Source organism: Jannaschia donghaensis, assembly GCF_001403795.1.
In the GTDB taxonomy this organism is placed as follows: Bacteria; Pseudomonadota; Alphaproteobacteria; order Rhodobacterales; family Rhodobacteraceae; genus Jannaschia; species Jannaschia donghaensis.
Genome location: NZ_CXSU01000005.1, coordinates 675,696 through 697,549, shown reverse-complemented (window position 1 = coordinate 697,549; position 21,854 = coordinate 675,696). Strand labels below are relative to the sequence as shown.

Below are 21,854 nucleotides of genomic sequence, written 5' to 3'. Positions count from 1 at the left end.
AAACCGCCGCTACCGAAATGGCGCGGGCGTAGCTCAGGGGTAGAGCATAACCTTGCCAAGGTTAGGGTCGGGCGTTCGAATCGCCTCGCCCGCTCCAATTCGGTCAGAAAAAACCTCCGGTCCCTCGGGACCGGGGGTTTTTCTTTGTCTTGTCGGTAGATCGGACGTCTGCAGGATGGCGATGCCTATCCAGCCAGAAGCTGCGCCAGACGCGCGCGCGGCGCAGGTCGCGCTGTCGGACCATAGGCTGCCAGGTCCGCGCGCAGATCGGGCCGCACATCGAACAGCCGCGCGCGCGCCGCCGCATCGACGCCGTTCAGGCCTTCGGCTGCGGGCAGGAACGTCTCGGCCTCGGCACCTTCGGCGAAGATTACCTGGTGGGCCGGCGTCAGAAGATGGTGATAGACGACGAGACCCGGACGCCCGGCTCGCACGCCGCGCCCATCGATCAGGGCCTTCGCGGGGACGAGGACCTCCTCCTCTCCGAACATCAGCTGCGCGCGCCATCCACTCACCAGCATACGATGGTTCGGCGAGACGCGCAGGATCGCGTCGTTGCCGATCGTTCCGGGCTGAAACACGACAGGGGCCATGTCGCGTCCCACCAGACCAATCCGCGTCCCGACCCATTGCAGGGGCTGCGCACCGTCGTCACGGGTCAGCACCAGATCACCGGCGACCAGATCTTCGACCCGGCGCGCACCCTGCGGCGTGGCGATGTGGGTACCGCCGGCAAAACAGATGACAGCCTCCATTTCCTCGAACACGACGGTGGTGCCGTCGGTCAGGGGGCTGGAACCGCCCAGGCTCGAATTGGTGAAGGTCGTCTCGCCGGAATCCCAAAGGCCGTTGAAATCGACGGTGTCGCCCGCCGTCTCATTCGCCTCGCCGCCCGTGACGGTGATCGTGCCGCCGCCGGCGTTCCCGGTATCCACGACGAAAAGATCGTCGCCCGCCCCGCCGGTCGCCACGTCGCCGGTGCCCACGTCGATGGTGTCATCGCCGTCGCCGCCTGCAACGACATCCGCACCGGCCCCGCCCGTGACGCTGTCGTCGCCCGCGCCGCCGTCCACGGTATCGGCGGCCGTGCCCCCGGTGATAATGTCGTCGCCCGCGCCCGCGTCGACATCGATGCCCGCTCCGTCGGCCGTCGCATCGACCACGTCGTCGAAGTCGGTCAGGATCAGGCGCTCGATCCCAGAGAAGACGATCGTGCTGGTGCCGTCGGTGATCGTGCCTGCTTCGTCGCCCGAATACGTGACGGTGACGGGGCCGGACAGGCCGGACAGGTCGATTGTGTCGGTGTCGTCGCCCCCTTCCCCACCGACGATGGTGTCGTTGCCAAACGTGCCGGTGACGATGAAGGTATCGGCATCGTCGCCGCCAGACAGGTTATCGTCGCCTGCGCCGCCGTCGATGGTATCGTTGCCCGAACCCGCGCTGAATGTATCTGCGCCCGACCCACCGACGAAGAAATCATCTCCCGCAAAGCTCGCCACATCCACGCCACCCGTCGACGCGCTGGCGTCGATCGTGTCATTGGCCTGGGTCGTGTGGACGGTCTCGATCTCGCTGAAATCGGTTTCCTGCCCGCGCAACGTGGCCGTGCCGGATTCGTCGCCGTCGAAGACGATCAGGGCGGCGTCCGCGTCATCGTTCTCATTTTCCCAGCTCAGGGTGTCGCGGTCATCCCCGCCTTCGCCGCCGATGACGATCTGGTCGAAATCGGATCCCAGGCCATAGATGAAATCCGCATCTGCGCCGCCGTCGACACTGTCCGCGCCTTGCCCGAAGGCGATCGAGTCGTTGCCCGCCTCCCCCAGCAGCGTGTCGTTGCCGGCCCCGCCGTCCAGGGTGTCGTCGCCCCCGCCAGCGCTTATATTCTCGTCCCCGAGGTTACCCGAAACAACGTCGTCGAAATCGGTCAGGATGAACCGCTCGATTTCGGAAAACTGCAGCGTATCGGTGCCGTCGGTCGCCGTTCCCGCCTCGGCCCCGGTGAAGGTGACCGAAACCGGGGCGGTCAGATCGGCGAAATCGACGACGTCGAAATCGACTCCGCCCTCGCCCCCGGTCAGCGTGTCGGCACCAAACCCATCGGCCATGTCGAACAAATCGCTGCCGTCGCCGCCGTCGGCATCATCTGCTCCGGCACCGCTGACGATGGTGTCGGCACCGCCGCCCCCCCGCAGGATGTCATCCCCGTCGGCGCCATCCAGCACATCCGCGCCGTTGCCACCGTCGAGCGTGTCGGTGCCGCTGCCGCCGGACAGGCTGTCGCGGCCATTGCCACCAGACAGGCTATCGTCGCCGGACCCGCCTGACAGCGTGTCGTTGTTGTTCCCGCCGTCCAACGTATCGTTGCCGGTGCCACCCAGCAGGCTGTCGTTGCCGGCGTCGCCGAATAACTCGTCGTCACCCGAACCGCCGTCGAGTGTGTCGTTCCCCGTTCCGCCCCGCACCGTGTCATCGTCGGAGCCGGCAAAGACGCTGTCGTTGCCACCCCCCGCGTCGATGCTGTCCGCGTTTCCCTGCGTCGACACGGCATCGTAGTTGATGTCCGAGACGAAGACCGCCTGCTGCGTGTCGCCGCCGTTGTCATAGGTGATAACGACCCGTTCGACCGGGCCGGGGATCGTCACGAGGATCGCGCCGTCCGCCTGATCGGGATTGTCGAGATCGGCTGAAGCGGTGACGGTATTCCCGTCGGCAGACAGAATGTCATTGCCCAAGACGTCGATCGTTAGATCGATCTCGTTGCCGTCCACGTCGTAGGCGCGGATCGTCACGGTATCGAGGAAGTTGTTCGCTCCATTCGTTATACCGTCGATGTCGGTCATCAGGAACTGGACGTTGTGCACTTCGGTCGAGGTGCCTGGATCGGCGCTGTCGAAATTGATCGTCAGCGTCGTGTCGGTCGCATTGCCGTCGGCGAAGAAGCGGCTGGAGGAAGTGCTGGAAAAATTGGTGCCGGGCGGGACGTAGATGTTATCGTTGGCGGCGGCCCCATTGTCGAAGTTCGCGATGAAGGTCGACCCAGTGGGCGCGTCGGCGGTGAAGGTGACCAACACGTCGCCGTTCGTCTGCGACCCACCCGAGGATCCGGCCAAGTCCGCATTGTCGCCGAAGGGGGCCCAGGTGAACGTCTCGGCCGTCGTTTCGGATGTATAGAGATCGTTGTTGTCGACCCGGTCGCCATTCGGGTCGCCATCATAGTCCCGGTCGATGACGTCGTTGCCCGCCGTGCCCAAGACGGTGCCGTCGTTGTAATCTTCGTAGGCGAAGGCTGTGCCCTCCGCCTCCGATGGTGTGGCGTCGAACTGAATCGTCTCGTACGCGCGGCCTTCGACCAGCGGAGACGAGGCTATCGAGAAATAGGCGGTGCCGCCGTTGACGTTGAAGGTGGTGACGGTGATCTGTTCGCCCGAGATGGTGTCCCGGACAATCCAGGTCTCTTCGGCTTGCACGGCCGCACCGGTCGCCGAAAAGCCCCCGACGGTGACGTCCGCCGTTGCGGTCTCGGTGTCGTCCACGAAGAACTGGGAGGTTGTACCGGTCCCGTTGTCGGTGACGATGGCTGTACCAGCCGCAACGCCGGGGCCAGTCCAAGTGGCGATATTGCCGGCCGTCTGACTCAGGATGCCGAACGGGTCGGCGTCGTAGAGACGAAATGAGAAGACAGGCACAACACACCTCGGGACAGACGAACCAAGGCCGAAACGGCCACGGACCTTTAAAAACTTGGACCGAGCATTAGTGAAACAATTAGGTGAAATTGTGACGAATTGTTTAGATCCGCCTTATTTCGCCTCTCCGGACGCTGCGTCGCAAAATACAATCGAAGCGGCCCCGGCAGATTGCGCGGTGGGCCAGGGTCTTTCGCGCGCCGCATTCGCCGGATATGAGCGGGCGAAACCCGTCAGACCCGCCGGAGGCACCCCATGCGCAAGGCCACGATCACTCGCAAGACGGCCGAGACGGACATCCGGGTCGAGATCGACCTGGACGGAAGCGGCACTTACGACAACCAGACCGGCGTGGGATTCTTCGATCACATGCTGGACCAATTGGCCCGGCACGCCCTGATCGACATGACCGTGCGCTGCGATGGCGACCTGCACATCGACGACCACCACACCGTCGAGGACGTGGGCATCGCCCTGGGCCAAGCCCTGACGCAGGCAATGGATGACAAGCGTGGGATCGTGCGCTACGGCACGTGCCATCTGGCGATGGACGACGCGCTGGTCCGCGCCGCGCTCGACCTGTCGGGAAGACCGTATTTGGCATGGGACGTCTCCATGACCGCCCCCCAGATCAAGGGCTTCGACACTGAACTGGTGCGCGAATTCTTCCAGGCGGTCTCCACCCATGGCGGCATCACGCTGCACATGGACGGGCTGCGCGGTGTCAATTCACATCATATCGTCGAGGCCGCCTTCAAAGCTTTCGCCCGCGCCCTGCGCGACGCGTTGGAGACCGACCCCCGCAAGGCCGACGCGATCCCGTCGACCAAGGGAATTCTGTAAGGCGATGCTTACGGTTCTGGTCGATTACGACAGCGGCAACCTGCATTCCGCCCAGAAGGCGTTAGAGCGGATGGCGCGGGAGGCGGACGCCGGGCAGGTCCTCGTCTCCCAGCGGCCCGAGGACGTGGCCCGCGCCGACCGCGTGGTTCTGCCCGGCGACGGGGCCTTTCCGGCCTGCCGCCGCGGGTTGCAGGCCTTCGACGGCCTGGAGGACGCGGTGCTGGAGGCCGTCGGCCCGCGCGGCGTTCCGTTCCTGGGTATCTGCGTCGGCATGCAGATGCTGGCGACCGTGGGTCGCGAATACGAGGACGTGCCGGGCTTCGGCCTGATCGGGGGCGCCATCGAGCGGATCGCGCCGACCGATACGTCGCTCAAGGTGCCGCACATGGGCTGGAACGATCTGATCCTGACGGCGGATCATCCGGTTCTTGCGGGACTTGCGACTGGCGATCACGCGTATTTCGTTCATTCCTACCAAATGGTCATGGACGATGTCGCAGACCGGCTGGCCCATGTGGACTACGGCGGCTACGTCACCGCGATCGTGGCGCGGGGCAACGTCGTGGGCACCCAGTTCCACCCGGAAAAAAGCCAGGCGACTGGCCTGCGCCTGATCGCGAATTTCCTGCGCTGGACGCCGTGATATGCGAACGGCCCGCACAAGGCGGGCCGACGCGATCGGCTCGGATCGCCGCGATCAGCGGATCTTGACCCAGTTCTGACGCGCGCAGATCAGGCCACCGGCGACGCAGCCGCGGAGCGCCATCTGGTTGCCCGACAGGGCGATCTTGCCCAGATAGACCTTGTCATTGGACGGACGCCAGACTTGGCCTTCGTACTCTCCGCCGCCCTGTGCGGCCATGTTGCGCACGATCTGCTTGCCCAGGTTCGGCGACTGATATTCGCCCGAGGCGTTGAAGGTCTTGCTGATGGTGCCGCAGTAATTGCCGCCGCAGGGCGCGACCGTCACGTGGGCATAGGATCCGTCGTCGACTTCGGTCTGCCAGACACCTTCGATCGGGTCCGCGGATGCGATGGTGGCCAGGCCAAGGCTGGCGACGAGGGTGAAGAGAAAGCGTTTCATATGTGTCCTCCCTAGACTGCGCCGACCCTGACGGTGGTCGGATCGCCAAATCAAGCGTGACGTTTCGGCACGGGCTTCCGCTGCGCCTTGGATTGCGTCAGAACCGCAGGACAGCCAGTGACCCGGAGCGTGTGCAATGATCCTCTATCCCGCAATCGACCTCAAGGACGGCGCGGCCGTGCGCCTCGTCCACGGGGAAATGGCATCGGCCACGGTCTTCAACGACGATCCGGCCGCGCAGGCGCGCGCCTTTCAGGACGCGGGCTGCGAATGGGTGCATCTGGTCGATCTCAACGGCGCATTTGCGGGAGAGCCAGTAAATGCCAAGGCGGTCGAGGCGATCCTGGGGTCGATCACCGTGCCGTGCCAATTGGGTGGCGGAATCCGCGACATGATCACGATCGAGACCTGGCTGATGCAAGGTCTGGCACGCGTCATCCTGGGCACCGTCGCGGTGGAGGACCCCGATCTGGTGCGGCAGGCCGCGCGCGAATTTCCCGGTAAGGTGGCGGTCGGTATCGACGCGCGCGCGGGCCGTGTGGCGACGCGCGGCTGGGCCGAAGAAACCGATGTGACGGCGACCGATCTGGCCCGCCGGTTCGAGGACGCGGGCGTCGCGGCCATTATCTACACCGACATCGACCGCGACGGTGCCATGGGCGGCCCGAACGTCGAGGCGACGGACGCATTGGCCCGGGCGGTCGACATCCCCGTGATCGCATCGGGCGGCGTGTCGTCGCTGGCCGATCTGCAAGCGTTAAAGGCGAAGGGCACAATTGCTGGGGCGATCTCAGGACGGGCATTGTATGACGGCGCGATTGATCTGAGCGAAGCGCTGAAGATGCTTGGCGATGACTAAACCACGAATTTTCTCGGTGGCCTCTTGCTCCTTTTGGCAGTCTCTCTGGTCATCATATCCTTAATTGCAGGCTTCCGAGCCGACGCGTTGGATTGCTTGCAAGTCGGAAGTAGCGCTTCTGAATTCACGCAATGCCGAGGCTTGGACGCCCGTCAAATGTCCGATCTATCCGGTTTGGCGAATGCCGGGTTCGGGATGATCATAACGGCCCCGATCGCATTGGTCGGGGCTGTCTTGTTGGCATTCGTCAGGCTAGTTTTCGGAACGAAGATCTAGCTACTCCGCCGCCTTCGCCGTCAAATTCGCCAGCGCGCCCGCTGCCATCTTCACCGGTTCGCTTTCCAGATCGACGTCCAGCCCCGCGAACATCTCTTCGGGCGATTGCCAGCGGATCACCGTGCCGTCGTCGCTGTCGTGGACCAGGACACGCAAGGGAAGAACAAGACCCGCGCGTAGATCCTGCTGCATGATCGGCGTGCCGACCTTGGGGTTGCCGAAGACCAGAAGCTGCGCTTCCGACAGGTCCATATCGACGCTGGCCGCACCGGCGGTATGATCGACGCGGGCCATGACGGTGGCCCCCGCCCCTTCGACGGCGGCCACGAGGTTGTCCATCGTCTGCGCGACGGAATGCGGCGAGGCGAGCGTTTCGGCGCTGACCGGAAGGGCAAGGGTCAAGGCGGCTGCGGCGGCCGTTACGGTACGGATCATGGGTCTCTCCAGACTGGTGGGATGCACAATGTAACACGCCTGCCGGACAGGCGGTTTCACAGCCGCGTCATCTCCGGTCGCGGCCTTCAGGACCATGGCGCGTGCCAACGTCAGGCCCCCGCACCTTGCCATGCGGATCGAACCGGGCCAAACCGCGCTCATGTTGAAGACCCGCATCATCCCCTGCCTCGACGTGGCCGACGGTCGCGTGGTCAAGGGCGTGAACTTCGTCGATCTGATCGACGCCGGCGATCCCGTCCAATCCGCCCGCGCCTACGACGCGGCGGGCGCGGATGAGCTGTGCTTTCTCGACATCCACGCGACCCATGAAAACCGCGGCACGATGTACGATCTGGCGACCCGTACGGCCGAGGCGTGTTTCATGCCGCTGACCATCGGTGGCGGGGTGCGCACGGTGGACGACGTGCGCAATCTGCTGCTGGCGGGCGCGGACAAGGTTTCGTTCAATTCGGCTGCCGTGGCCGACCCGGACGTGCTGGCGCGCGCGGCCGACAAATTCGGCAGCCAGTGCATCGTCTGCGCGATCGACGCCAAGACCGTATCGCCCGGCAAATGGGAAATCTTCACCCACGGCGGACGCAAGCCCACCGGCATCGACGCCGTGGCCTTCGCGCGCACGGCCATGGCCATGGGTGCGGGCGAAATCCTGCTGACGTCGATGGACCGCGACGGGACGAAGGCAGGGTTCAACCTGCCCCTCACCCGTGCGGTATCGGATGCGGTGACGATCCCGGTGATCGCATCGGGCGGCGTGGGAACACTGGATCACCTGGTCGACGGCGTGACGGAGGGCGGTGCCTCGGCGGTGCTGGCCGCGTCGATCTTTCACTTCGGTACCTATACCATCGCGCAAGCCAAGGCGCATATGGCCGCCGCCGGTATTCCCGTTCGGATGGAGTGAACGACATGACCCACACCCTCGATCGCCTTTGGCAGACCGTCGAGAACCGACGCACGGCCGACCCCGAGACAAGCTGGACCGCCAAGCTTCTGTCCAAGGGGCCCGAGAAATGCGCCGAAAAATTTGGCGAAGAAGCGATCGAAGCACTGATCGAGGCTGTGAAGGGCGACCGGGACGCCCTTACCCGCGAGGGTGCCGATGTATTGTATCATTTTTGCATCATGCTGGCGTCGCGAAATGTCGCGTTGCGCGACGTGCTCGACGAGCTGGACCGACGCGACGGCGAGTCGGGATTGACCGAGAAAGCCGCGCGTCCGAAATAATTTGGGCCAGAGCTGTGTCTTTTCACATGGCCGCTACGACGCCGAGCCGGCGGCACCGGTGACCTTCCGCGTTCAGATCGTGGGAAAATTTAAGAGCAGGGTGACACGAAAGGTTGGAACCCTTGCATCACCCTGCGTGTTGCAAGGATGACCAACCTGCAAACAGGTCACCTAGCAACTGAGGAATACTAAGATGAAAACCCTTATGGCGTCCACTGCCATTGCGCTTTCCCTTGCCACCCCGGGTTTTTCGGACGGTCACGTTTCCTCCAGTTTCGTCCAGAGCTTGAACATCCAGGCCCTCCGCGCCTCGGATCTCATGGGGGCCCGCCTCTATGTCACAGAACAAGCCGGTAACCTTACGACAGACGACGCACCCGAGTGGGATGACGTCGGCGAAATCTCCGATATCCTGATCGGTGCCGAAGGCGGCATCGACGCCGTGATGATCGACATCGGCGGTTTTATCGGCATGGGCGAGCGCACGGTCGCCGTGAATGTGGATGATCTGACGTTCGTGTCAGATGGCGCAGACGCCGATGAGTTCTTCGTGGTCCTGACCGGTACGACAGCTGATCTGGAGGGAGCGCCCGCCTTCGACGGCGAAGTCGAGCGGGGTCGGGACGCGGCAATCATGTCCACGACGGATGATATGGCCCAAGACGAGAGCCCCGCCATCGACGAAGCACCCGAGCCCGAGCAAATCGAGGAGACGGAGGTTCAGGGCACAGGTCTTGATACCCAGGCGACTGCCGGAACCGAAACGCTGGCCACCATCGGCACGGAGTTGTCGGACGCGCGGGAACCGATCGCGGGTGATCTGGATGTGCAGGAGGAGATCGTGGAAGCCGATCCCGATACGATGGACGGCACGGACATGATGGAACGCGAAGGCTACACCATGGTGTCCACCGGCGACGTGACCGCCGAGGATATCATCGGCATCACCGTCTATGACCCCAACGACGAAGCCGTTGGCGAGATCGGCGAGCTGCTGGGCGCGGACGGCGGCATGGCCGACCGTGCAGTGATCGATGTGGGCGGTTTTCTGGGTCTTGGCGAAAAGCCCGTCGCCGTCGACATGAGCGACATCACCCTGATGCAGGGCGAGAACGACTTGCGGGCCTATATCGCATCGACCGAAGACGAGCTCGAAGCGATGCCGACCCACGAAGACTGACAACGCTGAAACCCGATCTTCCGGCCCGTCGCTTATCGCGGCGGGCCGCTTTGGTGCGATTACAGCTTTGCGCTGATCACGCCGGTGTTGAAGCCGCCCATCCGCAACTCTCCGAACAGACGCTGGTATTCAATCTTGGGGCAGCGATCCTCTATGAACGTCACCCCCGCATCCTTGCACATTGCCCGCGCCGCTGCGCTGGTGACGCCGACCTGAAGCCAGACGCAAGACAGGCCCGTCAGGCACGCCAAACCCTGCTCCACGATGGCCGGCACCACCTCGGGCCGGCGAAAGATATCCAGAATTTCGACCGGCCCGTCGATATCGGCCAGATCGCCCACCACCGCCTCACCGAAGAGCGTCGTTCCGACGTGGCCCGGGTTCACCGGGATCACCCGGAACGCGCGCAGCGACAGGTATCGCGCGACGAAATGGCTCGGCCGGATGGGATTTGGGGACACGCCGACGCACGCAAACGTCTTCGGTCGCGTCAGCAGGTCGCGCAGCACCTTGTCGGAGGGTATTGTCGTCATCCCCAGATCAGACGACAAAAAAAGGCCCGCGGCAATAATGACGCGGGCCAAGGTATGGAACGAGGGACAGTGATATGGAGGGCAGGAGTTCCAGACCTGCCGTCCTCAGACACTTAGGTAACCCCCGGACGTGAAAGAAGTTCCGATCACGGATATGTTTTTCCATGAGCAACCCATCGCCGAGCGTTAGTCGAAGATATCCTCGATCTCATCCCAGACATCCTCCACCCGGTCAGCCAGCTTTTTCCACACGCTTTTGCGTTTCTTCCGCCGTTTCATCGGCTTGGGCCGGGGCATCTTGTGGGGACGCGGATCGGCCGGATGGCTTGCGATCGCCTGGGCATGCGCGGGCCGCAGCGGCTTCATGTTCCGCAACGGAGCCCCGCAGGACCCGCAGACGAGCGTGTGGTCCGCCATCCTCAACGCTGAACGCCGCCCGCAATAGCAACACGTGGCGAGCTTTTCAGGCATCGGGACCGCCGCGCCCGGCGCGCAGCGCAAAAAGACTGACGGCAGCGGCGTTCGACACGTTGAGCGATCCGAACGCGCCAGCCGGATCGACCCGAACCAGACGGTCGCAAAGCGCCTTCGTTCGCTCCCTCAGGCCCGGCCCCTCGGCCCCCAGCACGATTGCGGTGGGTTGGTCCAAGACCTGAGGTGCCACATCGCCCAGCGTCTCCTCCGCCTCTCCGTCCATGCCGATCAGGATGTACCCAAGGTCCTTGAGCCGCTCCATCGCGTCGCCCAGATTGCCCACGCGCAGATACGGCTGTCGTTCCAGCGCGCCCGACGCCGTCTTGGCCAACGCACCGGTTTCGGGTGCTGAATGGCGCGACGGCGCGACGACGGCGCGGGCCCCGAAGACTTCGGCGCTGCGCAGGATGGCCCCGATGTTGTGCGGGTCCGTCACGCGGTCCAGCAAGACCAGCAGCGGGGCGTTCCCCTGCCCCGGCTTGGACAGATCGTCGAGCCGCCCCCAGTCGAGCGGTTTGACCTCCAGCGCGGCGCCCTGATGCACCGACCCGGGGTCGAGTGGGACGGGAAACTTGCGAGGATCGGCGATCTCCGGCTCCATCCCGCAGGCGGGCACGACATCGCCCAACCGGTCGGCGGCGTTGCGCGTCAGGACAAGGCGCAGACGATCGCGCATCGGATTTTGCAGCGCGTCACGCACCGCATGCAACCCAAACAGCCAGACCGTCGCATTGGCCGCAGCCCTGCGATCCTGTTCCTTCTGGACGACCCATTTGGGCTTTTGCGCCATGATACTTCCCCTGCCGATTGGGGGTCTTATCACCCGCGAAGAAACTCGCCACAACACCGCTTGACCCCACCCGGCACGGCGGCTATCCCCGCCGCCAGTGGGCGACAGGCCGCAAGGTGTGGCAGGGGACTGTAACTCCCTCGAGGCGACTCACGCCTGGTTCGATTCCAGGGTCGCCCACCATTCATCACAAGCAGGTTCAGACAGACGCCCGAACGGGCCCGGTGCCGATCATCCCGCGTTCGGCGGGATCGCGGCGGCGGTATCGGGCTTTGCGGCCTCGGGCACGAAGCCTTCGGCGTCACCGAGGAACAGGCCAACCTTGCGGAAGCGGGGGACGGCATCGCAGACGACCTTCACCACGATCAGCGAGGGGACCGCAACGACCATGCCCATCACCGACCAGATCCACGCGAAGAACGCGACCGACAGGAACACCATCGTCACGTTCAACCGCAGTCGCTGACCCACCAGTGCGGGGGTCAACAACTGCCCCTCCAGCGCTGTGATCGCGTAGTAGGTGCCAAGCACGCCCAAGGCGGCCCAAAGGTCGCCGAATGCCACGAAGGCGACCACCCCTGCGACCAGCGATCCGACGACCGCGCCCACGAATGGCACGAAGTTCAGGAAGGTCGCCATCATGCCCAGCAACCAAGGCGAAGGTACGCCCCAAATCCACATAAACGCCCCGATTGCGACGCCCAAAGCGATGTTGATCAGGGTGATGGCGCCAAGGTAATTGCCCAGCCGCGCCTCGATCGTGCGGATGGTCATCAGCGTCGTGCGCTTATCCTGGAACCGGTCGACCACCTGAACGGCCTTCTGGATGAACAGATCGCCCGATGCGACAAGGAAAAACAGCAGAAAAACCGCAAAGACCACTTGGCTCATCATGCCGGGCGCGACCGATGCGACGGATGTGGCTAGCCCCCCCGACCCCACGACCTGAACTTTCATTGGTGCAGGGCCGGAAGTTTCGGTGATGACCTTGTCGGTCGCTTCGGCGGCGCGGTTCACAAGCTCCAACGGACCGTCCGGCCCGCGCAGCGTCAAAAGAACCTTGTCGATCAGGCTTGGGATGTCGGTCACGAACGCGGTCAACGGCTCGCTCAGTGCGATGGCACCCACGGTCAAGACGGCACCGATCAGGATCGTGAAGATCGCGGCAGCGACGGGCGAAGGAATGCCGATCCGGCCCAGCGCGCGGCGCGGCGCATTCAGGATGAAATAGCCAAGGATGGCCGATGTCACCGGGATCAGGAAATCGGACGCGAAGATCAGTGCGTGGATCAGCAGAAGAATGAATATGCCCGTGACGGGGACAAGCAGCGGATTGCGCGCAGCGGGGTCGGCGGGATCAGGAGACATCGCCAAGCTCATCTGCCTTGACCGCGCCACGGTGGCCCATCGGCTCCCGCTCGCCAGTAGTGGTGTCGCGCGCTGTCTGCGCCTCTAGTTCGGAGTTGAGTTCGGCACCCAGCAGGATGACGATGGCCGATATCCACAGCCACATCAGCAGGACGATCACGCCGCCGATGGACCCGAAGGTCTCGTTATAGCTGCCGAAGGCCTGCACATAGACCGAGAACCCGACGGAGGCGATAAGCCAAAGGACCGAAGACACCAACGCACCCGGCGTCAGCCATTTCCATTCCGCCTTGGACCGGTCCGGCCCCCACCGGTACAGGGCCGACACCCCGCCGATGAAGATCAGCGCCAGGGGGACATAGGCGACCAGTTGGATCAGCATTTCGATCCCTGGCGTGAAGGCTACGAAATCCAGCGCGATGGGAACCAAAACGATCAGGGCGGCGGCCACGATCAGACCGATGATCATCGCGATGGTCATGGCGATGGTGCGCAATTTGAGCCAGACGAAGCTGCGCGTCTCCTCTTCGTCGTAGGCGACGTTCAGGCCTTGGATCAGGCTGCCGACGCCCGAAGATGCCGACCAAAGCGCCAAACCGAAACCCAGTGCCAGACCCAGCGTCAGACCGCCTTCGTCGCTGCCGGCCACCGATTGGGCCTGCTCCAACAAGATGCGGCTGACGTCGGGCGGCACCACCCGGGACGCGCCTTCCAGGACGGACACAAGTTCCTCCGGGCGGTAGAGCAGACCGGCCACAGACATCAGCGCGGTAATGGCCGGAAAGATCGCCAGCAGGCCATAGAAAGCCACGCCCGCAGCCACCAGGAACAGATTGTCGTTCGAGATTTCGTCCTTCAGCCGCCAAAGGACGTCTTTGAGGCCCTTCTTGGGGATCTTGGTCGGTCCGGTGGCGTCACGGCCGCGTCCGGGCTGGGCCTCGACGGCTTCTGCGGTCGTGGCCAGTTTATCGGTCTTCATGCGGGAGCTCCGTCAGGGATCGTGTGGACCGCAGCGAAATGCGCACGCAGCAGGGCGACGTTGCGACGGTTGGCGCGCAGGCCGATATCGAAGATGTCGCCGATGATCGGGATCGTCCCGATCAGCCAGTCGACACCGGTGTTCGCCGTCATCTTGGCCTTGACCGGGGTGGGTGCCCCCATCCTGTGCGCTTCCAGCAGGATGTATCCCGCCGGGGCCAGTGCCGCTACGTCCCCGATACCCGGCACAAGCCCCAGAATCGCGTCCCATCCGAACCGGATGCGCGTCAGTGGAATGCGGTAGCGGCTGTCCATATTGTTGGCCAGACGGTCCAGCCGATCGAGGCGGGCAGCAATTTCCCTGGGCAGATCGGGTGCGGAGTGGCTGTTTGTCATGTGACCAGACGCATGACGGGCCATCCGGGTTCCCTGCCCCACGTCGGACCGCTAGGGTTTCGCAGCGGAACCGGGAGGGGTGGATGACCGATATTTTCAAAGATCAGGTGGCGGTGGTCACGGGCGGCGCACAGGGCATCGGGCTGGCGGTCATGCGCAAGCTGATCGCGAGCGGCGCGCGCGTGGCAAGCTGGGACGCGAACCCGGACCGGAATACGACGACCTGCGACGCGGAGGGCGCGCTGGCGGTGACCTGCGACGTCTCCGACTATACGTCGGTCGAAGCGGCGCTGGACAGCACGGTCAAAGCGTTGGGTCAGCCCGTCGTCCTGGTCAATTCCGCCGGGATCGCCGGGCCGAACGTGCCGGTGGCAGATTACGGTCTGGATGATTGGGCGCGGATCATCGCCATCAACCTGACCGGCACGTTCCACGTCAATCGTGCGCTGGTGCCCGGGATGAAGACAGCCCGGTATGGCCGCATCCTGAACATCGCGTCCGTCGCGGGCAAGGAAGGCAATCCGAACGCCTGCGCCTATTCCGCGTCGAAGGCGGGCGTGATCGGCTTCACCAAGAGCCTGGGCAAAGAGCTGGCGGATATGGACATCGCCGTGAACTGCGTCACGCCAGCCGCCGCGCGCACGCCGATCTTCGACCAGATGAGCGAGGACCACATCGCCTACATGCTGTCGAAGATCCCGCGCGGGCGGTTCCTGGAGGTCGAGGAGGCGGCGGAAATGATCGCTTGGGCGGTCAGCCCCGCCAACAGCTTCACCACCGGTGCGGTCTTCGATCTGTCGGGCGGGCGCGCGACCTACTGATCGGCGCGCAGACCGGCAAGCGACGTGCCGCCCGCGTCGCGGAACCACGCGCGCACCATGGCCCGTTCGGCTTCGGTCATGTCGGTCAGGTTCGCGGGCGGCATCGCGTGGCTAACGCCCGATTGCAAATAGATCTGCCGGGCGTGCGACGCGATATCGGCCTCCGTCTCCAGATGCACGCCCTTGGGGGCCCAATGCATCCCGTCCCAATTCGGCTCCCGCGCGTGGCACATGGAGCAGCGACCCAGAACGACGTTCGCCGCGTCCTCGAACCCTTCGGCGTCGGCGAAGCGTTGCGCGGCGGGGGTCAGCGGCGCGGCCTCCACCGTGTCGTAGTCGCCGTCGAAGGACGACACCGTCGAGAGCCAGGCCATCAGCACCAGCAGGACCGCGGTCGCCCCCCAGGTCCACACCGGGCCGGATCCGGTCAGGTGCAGCGTGTTGAAATAATGCCGGATCGTCACGCCGGTCAGAAACACCAGGCAGGCGATGATCCAGGCGTATTGCGTCCCGAAGGCCAGCGGATAGTGGTTCGACAGCATCAGGAACAGGACCGGCAATGTCAGGTAGTTGTTGTGCATCGACCGCAGCTTGGCGATCTGACCGTACTTCGGGTCCGGCGCGCGGCCGGCCTTGAGGTCGGCGACCACGATGCGCTGATTGGGCATGATGATGAAGAAGACGTTGGCCGTCATGATCGTGGCCGTCATCGCGCCCAGATGCAGCAGGGCCGCGCGCCCCGTGAACACCTGGTTCAGCGCCCAGCTGGCCACGACGATCCCCGCGAAGAGCACCAGCATCACCGCCGTCGCGTTGGATTTCAGCGGCGAGCGACAAAGCGCGTCGTAGCCCAGCCACCCGACCGCGATGAACGCAGCCGATAGGCCGATGGCCTGCCATGTGGCGAGATCCGCCTTGGCGGGGTCGATCAGGAACAACTCCGCCCCTGCCCAGTACACGATGGCGAGCAGCGCCGCACCCGACAGCCAGGTCCAATAGGCCTGCCATTTGTGCCAAGTCAGATGTTCGGGCAGGCGGTCGGGGGCCACCAGGTATTTCGTGGTGTGATAGAAGCCGCCGCCGTGCACCTCCCACTCCTCGCCGTGGGCCCCGACGGGCAAATCGTCGGCCTTGCGCAAGCCCAGGTCGAGCGCGATGAAATAGAAGCTGGCCCCGATCCAGGCGATGCCGGTGATGACATGCAACCAGCGTACACCGAAGGCCAGCCAATCCCAGGCGATTGCAAAGTCGTACATGGATCAGGATCCGCGATAGGTGGAATAGCCGAACGGGCTGAGCAGCAGGGGCACGTGGTAATGCGCCGCCTCTGCCATACCGAAGCGGATCGGAATTTCCTCCAGGAACAGCGTCTCGCCGTTCTGACCGTTGCGCCGCAGATAGTCGCCGGTCTGGAAGGTCAGCTCATACATGCCGGTCTCGAACTCCGCCTCGGGCAGGATCGGGCCGTCGGTCCGCCCGTCGGCGTTGGTGACGGCCTGCGCGATCTGATTGCGCGACGTGCCCGATATGCGGTGCAGCAGGATCGTGATCCCTTCGGCCGGGCAGCCCCGCGCAGTATCGAGGATGTGGGTCGTCAGGTATCCGGCCATGGGTCTCTCCGATCTGGGGCACGGGCCATCCTACCGGTCTGACAGCCGACGGAAAGCCGTGATCGTGCGGCAGTTTGGCCGAAGACGTCTTGAATATCGCGCCTCTTTGCCCCCGTATCGACCCGACGCCGAAGGAGATGCCATGCCCCGCTACCCCCGCGACATGATCGGACACGGCCCCACCCCGCCCGAAGCCCGTTGGCCGGGCGGCGCACGGATCGCCGTCAACATCGTCCTGAATTACGAGGAGGGCGGCGAAAACAACGTCCTGCACGGCGACGCCGCATCCGAAGCGTTCCTGTCGGAAATCACCGGCGCGCAGCCTTGGCCGGCAATGCGCCATGCCAACATGGAATCGATCTACGAATACGGGGCCCGGGCCGGGTTCTGGCGGCTGCACCGGATGCTGCGGGACCTGCCGGTGACGGTTTACGGCGTCGCGTCCGCGCTCGCACGCGGGCCGGTTCAAGTCGAAGCGATGCAGGATGCGGGTTGGGAAATCGCGTCGCACGGTCTAAAATGGGTCGAGCATAGGGACATGCCCGAGGCCGAGGAGCGCGCCGCCATCGCAGAGGCGATCCGCCTGCATACGGAGGTGACAGGCGATGCGCCGCGCGGCTTCTATTGCGGCCGGTCCTCCAACGACACGCAGAGATTGGTGGCCGAGACCGGGCAGTTTGCCTACCTGGCCGACAGCTATGCCGACGATCTGCCCTATTGGACGGAATACGGCGATCGCGATCAGTTGATCGTGCCCTATACATTGGACGCCAACGACATGCGCTTTGCCATTCAGGCAGGTCATCCCGACGGCGCGTCGTGGGAGACGTATCTGCGCGACAGCTTCGATTGTTTATACCGCGAAGGCGGGCGGATGATGTCGATCGGGTTGCATTGCCGTCTGGCCGGGCGACCGGGGCGGGCGGAAGCCCTGCGCCGGTTCATCGAGTACGCGCGCGGGCACAACGGCGTCTGGTTCGCCACGCGTCTGCAAATCGCCGAACACTGGACGGCGACCCATCCGCATCGCCGCGCACCCCGCCCATCACAGATGGAAAAAACAGATTTCGTAGATAATTACGGGTCGATCTTCGAGCATTCGGCCTGGATCGCGGAGCGGGCTTTCGATCTGGAACTGGGCCCGGCGCATGACACCGCCGCAGGGCTGCACAACGCGCTGGCCCGGATGTTCCGCTCTGCCACCGACGACGAACGCCTGGGCGTGCTGAAGGCGCATCCCGACCTTGCGGGCAAGCTGGCCGCGGCCGGGCGATTGACGGCCCAAAGCACATCCGAACAGGCGGGTGCGGGCCTGGACCTTCTGACCGACGCGGAGCGGGCGACGTTCGAAGCGCGCAACGCGGCCTACGTTGCAAAGCACGGCTTTCCCTTCATCATCGCGGTGCGCGACCACGACAAGGCGGGCATCATGGCCGCCTTCGACCGGCGCATCGACAACGACCGGGACATCGAATTCGACGAGGCGTGTCGACAGGTCGAGCGTATCGCCCGGCTGCGCCTTGCGGACCTGTTACCATGAGCCGTGTCATCGTCGCGCACCCGCTGACGGCAGACGCCTTCGCGCCCTACGGCGATGTTTTGGACGTGGCGGGGGCGGCCGACAAGATCATCAATGCGGGTCTGTGCGGGCGGTATCACGACCGTGCCAAGCTGAACTTCACCGACGGGCGCGCCGGGATCAGCCTGTTCGATGCCACACCGCGTGCCCTGCCCTATACCCTGGACCTGCTGGAGCGGCACCCGGACGGAAGCCAGTGCTTCGTGCCGATGCATTCCAAGGCCTGGCTCGTCACCGTCGCGCCCGACGACGGCGGGGTGCCGGGCATGCCGGTCGCGTTCATCGTCGGGGCGGGTCAGGCGGTGAATCTCTACCGTGGCACCTGGCACGGCGTGCTGACCCCGCTGGCGGCCCCCGGGCTTTTCGCCGTCATCGACCGGATCGGCCCGGGCGCGAACCTTGAGGAATATGCCCTGGCCGATCCGTATATCGTGACGGCCGACGCCTAGCGGGCCCCCGTGAGCAGTGGGTGCGTCTGCAGGAAGGCGCGCAAATCGGTCACGTGCTTGGCTTCCAGCGAGACATAGACAAGGCCCAGGTTCGTCCGCTCCGTCACCATTTCACCGGGATACGGCATATAGCTGAGTTCGCGCGACCCGAACGACGGGGACGCGGTGCCGACCTGCCATTCGGTCGTCAGCTTGACGTCTACCAGCTTCATCGACGGCCCGCCGCCCTGACCCGGTATCTCCAGCGGCACACCCGCGATGCGCAGGTACGACATCTTGTCCTTGGCCGCCACGAAGCCGTCGATGAACTGCGCGGTCAGGACCTGCAGTTCGGCGGCGGCGTCCACCGCGTGCATGTGGCTGTGCATTTGGTCGGGGTGGTCGTGATTGTGGCCCGGGCCGTGGGCGTGATGGTGGTGGCCGTCGGCGTGATCATGTGGCATTCGACCACCGCTTTCCTTCGAATTCGCCGTGCGGAATGGTGACCGGCTTGTCCATATGGCGCTTGTGATCGCCCATCTTGCCACTTGCCACGAGGGACCCGAGAACGTCGACGATGACCCGCGTGCCCATCAGGGCCGTGATCTCCGACTGGTCGTAAGGGGGCGACACCTCCACCAGTTCCATGCCGCAGATGCCCTCGGCGGCGACCTTCGACACCAACGCCAGCGCCTCGCGGGGAAGGAACCCGCCGGGTTCAGGCCAGCCGGTGCCGGGCACGAACCCGCAGTCGATGCTGTCGATGTCGAAGGACAGATACACCATGTCGACCCCGTCCCACGCCATTTCCAATGCCATCTCCACCGTCTTGTCGATGCCCATCTCCTCCATGTCGCGCATGGTGATGATGTTCGTCTCCCGCTCCCGCGCGACCTTCACGGCCTCGCGCGGGACCTGCCAGCCGCCGATCCCGATCTGGACCAGGTTCTTGGCGGGCACATTGGGCATGTTGGTGGCGTGAAACCAAGGCGTCGTGTGCATCCGTTCGTCCAGGTCCTTTTCCTGAATGTCGGCGTGGCGGTCGAAATGGATGATCCCGATCTTCTTGGACGTGCATTCCGCGATGCCGCGCACGCAGGGAAAGCCGATCGAATGGTCCCCCCCGATCATGATCGGCAGCGACCCCGACGACGCAACGTGGCTGACGCCGCGGGTGATCTGATCGAAGGTCTTCTCGATGTTGGCGGGGATGGTGAAGACGTCGCCCGCATCGCACAGCGTCATCTGCTCACGAAGATCTACCGCCATTTCGTAGTTATAGGGCGTATACAGCGCGCTGATCTTGCGCACGCCTTGCGGCCCAAACCGCGTCCCCGCGCGGTACGTCGTGCCGCCGTCGAACGGGATGCCCAGGACGGTCGCGTCGTAGTGCTTCACCTCCGTCACGTCCTCCGCATAAGGGGCCTTGAGGAAGGTGTTGATGCCCGCGTAATGCGGCAACTCTCCGCGCGCGAAGGTCGGGATCGACTTGTCATCGATGCTGTCGGACCCGGTCAGCCCCATGCGCAGCGCCCATTTCTTCTCCTGCTCCCACCCGGTCTCGGGCAGGCCTTCCTCTGCCTGCATCGCACGCCAGCCGCGCAGCTTGGTCAGGTCGGGATGATGGTGGCGGCGGTCGGGGAGCGCGCGATCGCGCGGGTTGTGGGACCGGGAGGGCCTAGACGGGGTGCAGAACATGGGTTTTCTCCTCAAGGGTCTGAAACGGGATGCCGCCATTTCGGGCATCGAAATCGTAGGTGATGGTGGCGCCGTTCACGTCCGGGTCATGCGGATCCCAGCGCGGTTTATCGAAGACGAGAACGCGATCGCCCAGCTTGAACGCCTCCTCCAGATCGTGGGTGACCATGAAGACGGTCATGCCCGTTTCCGTCCGCAGATCGGTCAGGAAAGCGTGCATCGACTGGCGCGTGCCGGGATCGAGCGCGCCGAACGGTTCGTCCAGCAAAAGGACGCGGGGGCGCGCGGCAAGGGCCTGCCCGATGGCAAGGCGCTGCTGCATCCCGCCCGACAGGGTCGCCGGATAATGCCCGGCCACATGATCCAGCCCGATCCGTGCCAGGGTATCGTCCGCGCGGGTCAGCGCGGCCCGACGCGCCGCCCCGAAGAACCGGCCCCAGCCCCGCCGAAAACCTTCGCCCGCGACGATATTTTCGCGCACGGTCAGATGCGGAAAGACGGAGTATCGCTGGAACACCACGCCCCGGTCCAGCCCCGGCTCCGACGCGGGCGGCGCGTCCGCGATACGGATTTCGCCGCGGGTGGGCCGCTCCTGCGCCAGCAGCAGGCGCAGGAAGGTGGACTTGCCGCATCCCGATGCGCCCACGATCGAGATGAACTCCCCTTCCGTCACGTCCAGATCAACCCGCTCGATGATCGGGCGGCGGCCGTAGGTCTGAAAGACATTTCTAACGCTGACGAAGCTCACAGGCCGGCCCCAGCCCAGGGGAAGTACCGGCGCGACACCCAGCGCAACGTCCAGTCGATCAAAAATGCGAGGATCGTAATCCAGATCACGTAGGTCAGGATGACATCCATCGCCAGATATCGACGCACCAGGAAGATGCGGTATCCAAGGCCCAAATCCGACGCGATCGCCTCGGCGGCAATCAGGAATAGCCAAGCGGGGCCCAGCGACAGACGCACCGACTGAATCAGGCGCGGCATCACCTGGGGCAGCGCCACGCGGATCGCGATGACCCAGGACGACGCGCCCAACGTCTGCGCCTTGACCAGCAACTCCTCGGGCAGGTCCAGCACGCGCTGAGACAGATCACGGATCAGAAAGGGCAGCGTGCCGATGACGATCAGGACGACCTTCGACAGCTCTCCCAACCCGAAGACGATGAACAGAATCGGCAAAAGGGCCAGTGGCGGGATCATCGACAGGACGGCGACGAACTGCGCCAGAAAACTGCGCATCAGCGGCAGAAGTCCGATCAACAGGCCGAAGATCAGGCCGACCCCGGCCGAGATGCCGATGCCCAGCCCCAGCCGTTGCAGACTGGCCCAAGTATCGTGCCAGAACAGGATGCGCCCCGTCCGCCGGTCGCCTTCCGTCGTCAGTCTCACCGCCGTGTCCCAGACCGTGCCCGGGGCGGGCAGCAGCTTGTCGGCCGCATTTGCCTCCAGCCGGATTTGCGACGCGACCGCATAGGCCAAGAAGGCCAGCGCGAAGGGCAACAGCGCAAGAAACACTGCAAGGGGCCGTCCAGGTTTGAGGTTGATCAGGCGCATGTCAGTGTGCCCGC

23 protein-coding genes and 2 tRNA genes are annotated in these 21,854 nt (G+C 64.5%); 11 read left to right on the top strand and 14 right to left on the bottom strand.

Annotated elements, in window-relative coordinates; all coding sequences use genetic code 11:
• Positions 1–22 precede the first annotated feature (22 nt).
• Positions 23–97 (top strand) — tRNA-Gly (locus JDO7802_RS04165).
• 88 nt (positions 98–185) lie between these two features.
• Here the strand turns inward: JDO7802_RS04165 and JDO7802_RS04160 are convergent.
• A complete protein-coding gene (locus JDO7802_RS04160) occupies positions 186–3,686 on the bottom strand; it encodes a Hint domain-containing protein (protein ID WP_055082839.1) in 3,501 nt (1,166 codons plus the stop codon).
• A gap of 255 nt (positions 3,687–3,941) precedes the next feature.
• On the opposite strand from JDO7802_RS04160, the gene hisB reads away from it, so the two are divergent.
• Positions 3,942–4,529: an imidazoleglycerol-phosphate dehydratase HisB gene (gene hisB, locus JDO7802_RS04155; RefSeq protein ID WP_055082837.1), complete on the top strand. Its 588-nt coding sequence runs from the start codon at positions 3,942–3,944 to the stop codon at positions 4,527–4,529.
• A gap of 4 nt (positions 4,530–4,533) precedes the next feature.
• Positions 4,534–5,172 (top strand): imidazole glycerol phosphate synthase subunit HisH, encoded by a 639-nt coding sequence (hisH, locus tag JDO7802_RS04150; protein ID WP_055082835.1) that lies wholly within the window; start codon positions 4,534–4,536, stop codon positions 5,170–5,172.
• A gap of 54 nt (positions 5,173–5,226) precedes the next feature.
• Here the strand turns inward: hisH and JDO7802_RS04145 are convergent, their stop codons facing one another.
• Complete coding sequence (locus JDO7802_RS04145) at positions 5,227–5,613, bottom strand: DUF2147 domain-containing protein (RefSeq protein ID WP_055082833.1); 387 nt, start codon at positions 5,611–5,613, stop codon at positions 5,227–5,229.
• A gap of 136 nt (positions 5,614–5,749) precedes the next feature.
• Between JDO7802_RS04145 and hisA the strand changes: the two genes are divergently transcribed.
• A complete protein-coding gene (gene hisA / locus JDO7802_RS04140; protein ID WP_055082831.1) occupies positions 5,750–6,472 on the top strand; it encodes a 1-(5-phosphoribosyl)-5-[(5-phosphoribosylamino)methylideneamino]imidazole-4-carboxamide isomerase in 723 nt (240 codons plus the stop codon).
• A 276-nt stretch (positions 6,473–6,748) separates the two neighbouring features.
• On the opposite strand, the gene JDO7802_RS04135 is transcribed toward hisA, so the two are convergent.
• The gene (locus JDO7802_RS04135; protein WP_055083045.1) at positions 6,749–7,183 is read right to left on the bottom strand and encodes a DUF302 domain-containing protein; all 435 of its coding nucleotides are present in this window, start codon (positions 7,181–7,183) and stop codon (positions 6,749–6,751) included.
• 160 nt (positions 7,184–7,343) lie between these two features.
• Here JDO7802_RS04135 and hisF point away from each other — a divergent pair, with 160 nt between their 5' ends.
• From hisF to JDO7802_RS04120, 3 genes are all read left to right on the top strand, one after another.
• Complete coding sequence (gene hisF, locus JDO7802_RS04130; protein WP_055083043.1) at positions 7,344–8,105, top strand: imidazole glycerol phosphate synthase subunit HisF; 762 nt, start codon at positions 7,344–7,346, stop codon at positions 8,103–8,105.
• A 5-nt stretch (positions 8,106–8,110) separates the two neighbouring features.
• The gene (locus JDO7802_RS04125; RefSeq protein ID WP_055082830.1) at positions 8,111–8,428 is read left to right on the top strand and encodes a phosphoribosyl-ATP diphosphatase; all 318 of its coding nucleotides are present in this window, start codon (positions 8,111–8,113) and stop codon (positions 8,426–8,428) included.
• 193 nt (positions 8,429–8,621) lie between these two features.
• A complete protein-coding gene (locus JDO7802_RS04120) occupies positions 8,622–9,608 on the top strand; it encodes a PRC-barrel domain-containing protein (protein WP_055082828.1) in 987 nt (328 codons plus the stop codon).
• A 59-nt stretch (positions 9,609–9,667) separates the two neighbouring features.
• Here JDO7802_RS04120 and JDO7802_RS04115 read toward each other — a convergent pair whose 3' ends face one another.
• Both JDO7802_RS04115 and rlmB read right to left on the bottom strand, forming a co-directional pair.
• Positions 9,668–10,141 (bottom strand): CoA-binding protein, encoded by a 474-nt coding sequence (locus JDO7802_RS04115; protein ID WP_055082826.1) that lies wholly within the window; start codon positions 10,139–10,141, stop codon positions 9,668–9,670.
• A gap of 463 nt (positions 10,142–10,604) precedes the next feature.
• Positions 10,605–11,405: a 23S rRNA (guanosine(2251)-2'-O)-methyltransferase RlmB gene (gene rlmB, locus JDO7802_RS04105; RefSeq protein ID WP_055082823.1), complete on the bottom strand. Its 801-nt coding sequence runs from the start codon at positions 11,403–11,405 to the stop codon at positions 10,605–10,607.
• 99 nt (positions 11,406–11,504) lie between these two features.
• On the opposite strand from rlmB, the gene JDO7802_RS18110 reads away from it, so the two are divergent.
• Positions 11,505–11,588, top strand: a tRNA-Tyr gene (locus JDO7802_RS18110).
• A gap of 48 nt (positions 11,589–11,636) precedes the next feature.
• Here the strand turns inward: JDO7802_RS18110 and JDO7802_RS04100 are convergent.
• From JDO7802_RS04100 to JDO7802_RS04090, 3 genes are read right to left on the bottom strand one after another with little or no spacing between them, the layout of a single operon-like run.
• Positions 11,637–12,773, bottom strand: a complete 1,137-nt coding sequence (locus JDO7802_RS04100) for an AI-2E family transporter (protein ID WP_187298092.1) — start codon at positions 12,771–12,773, stop codon at positions 11,637–11,639.
• Entirely contained in the window at positions 12,763–13,752 is a 990-nt protein-coding gene (locus tag JDO7802_RS04095; RefSeq protein WP_055082819.1) for a YihY/virulence factor BrkB family protein, read from the bottom strand. Before JDO7802_RS04095 ends, JDO7802_RS04100 begins: the two co-directional genes overlap by 11 nt.
• A complete protein-coding gene (locus JDO7802_RS04090; protein ID WP_055083041.1) occupies positions 13,749–14,147 on the bottom strand; it encodes a DUF4112 domain-containing protein in 399 nt (132 codons plus the stop codon). Before JDO7802_RS04090 ends, JDO7802_RS04095 begins: the two co-directional genes overlap by 4 nt.
• An 83-nt stretch (positions 14,148–14,230) precedes the next feature.
• On the opposite strand from JDO7802_RS04090, the gene JDO7802_RS04085 reads away from it, so the two are divergent.
• On the top strand, positions 14,231–14,968 hold the full coding sequence (locus JDO7802_RS04085) for an SDR family NAD(P)-dependent oxidoreductase (RefSeq protein WP_055082817.1): 738 nt from the start codon (positions 14,231–14,233) through the stop codon (positions 14,966–14,968).
• Here the strand turns inward: JDO7802_RS04085 and JDO7802_RS04080 are convergent.
• Positions 14,962–16,224 carry a urate hydroxylase PuuD gene (locus JDO7802_RS04080; protein ID WP_055082815.1) on the bottom strand — a complete coding sequence of 421 codons (1,263 nt, stop codon included), beginning with the start codon at positions 16,222–16,224 and terminating at the stop codon, positions 14,962–14,964. The two genes, JDO7802_RS04085 and JDO7802_RS04080, sit on opposite strands and share 7 nt — an antisense overlap.
• A 3-nt stretch (positions 16,225–16,227) precedes the next feature.
• Entirely contained in the window at positions 16,228–16,578 is a 351-nt protein-coding gene (gene uraH / locus JDO7802_RS04075) for a hydroxyisourate hydrolase (RefSeq protein WP_055082813.1), read from the bottom strand.
• Between the two features lie 142 nt (positions 16,579–16,720).
• Between uraH and puuE the strand changes: the two genes are divergently transcribed.
• The gene (puuE, locus tag JDO7802_RS04070) at positions 16,721–18,118 is read left to right on the top strand and encodes an allantoinase PuuE (RefSeq protein WP_055082811.1); all 1,398 of its coding nucleotides are present in this window, start codon (positions 16,721–16,723) and stop codon (positions 18,116–18,118) included.
• The gene (locus tag JDO7802_RS04065; protein WP_055082809.1) at positions 18,115–18,606 is read left to right on the top strand and encodes an ureidoglycolate lyase; all 492 of its coding nucleotides are present in this window, start codon (positions 18,115–18,117) and stop codon (positions 18,604–18,606) included. Before puuE ends, JDO7802_RS04065 begins: the two co-directional genes overlap by 4 nt.
• Here JDO7802_RS04065 and JDO7802_RS04060 read toward each other — a convergent pair.
• From JDO7802_RS04060 to JDO7802_RS04045, 4 genes are read right to left on the bottom strand one after another with little or no spacing between them, the layout of a single operon-like run.
• Positions 18,603–19,049, bottom strand: coding sequence for a hypothetical protein (locus JDO7802_RS04060; protein WP_055082807.1), 447 nt, complete (start codon positions 19,047–19,049; stop codon positions 18,603–18,605). The genes JDO7802_RS04065 and JDO7802_RS04060 overlap by 4 nt on opposite strands.
• Positions 19,039–20,283, bottom strand: coding sequence for an agmatinase family protein (locus JDO7802_RS04055; protein WP_055082806.1), 1,245 nt, complete (start codon positions 20,281–20,283; stop codon positions 19,039–19,041). The genes JDO7802_RS04060 and JDO7802_RS04055 overlap by 11 nt, the downstream gene beginning before the upstream one ends.
• Positions 20,264–21,031 (bottom strand): ABC transporter ATP-binding protein, encoded by a 768-nt coding sequence (locus tag JDO7802_RS04050; protein WP_055082804.1) that lies wholly within the window; start codon positions 21,029–21,031, stop codon positions 20,264–20,266. Before JDO7802_RS04050 ends, JDO7802_RS04055 begins: the two co-directional genes overlap by 20 nt.
• Entirely contained in the window at positions 21,028–21,840 is an 813-nt protein-coding gene (locus JDO7802_RS04045; protein ID WP_055082802.1) for an ABC transporter permease, read from the bottom strand. Before JDO7802_RS04045 ends, JDO7802_RS04050 begins: the two co-directional genes overlap by 4 nt.
• Positions 21,841–21,854: the final 14 nt, after the last annotated feature.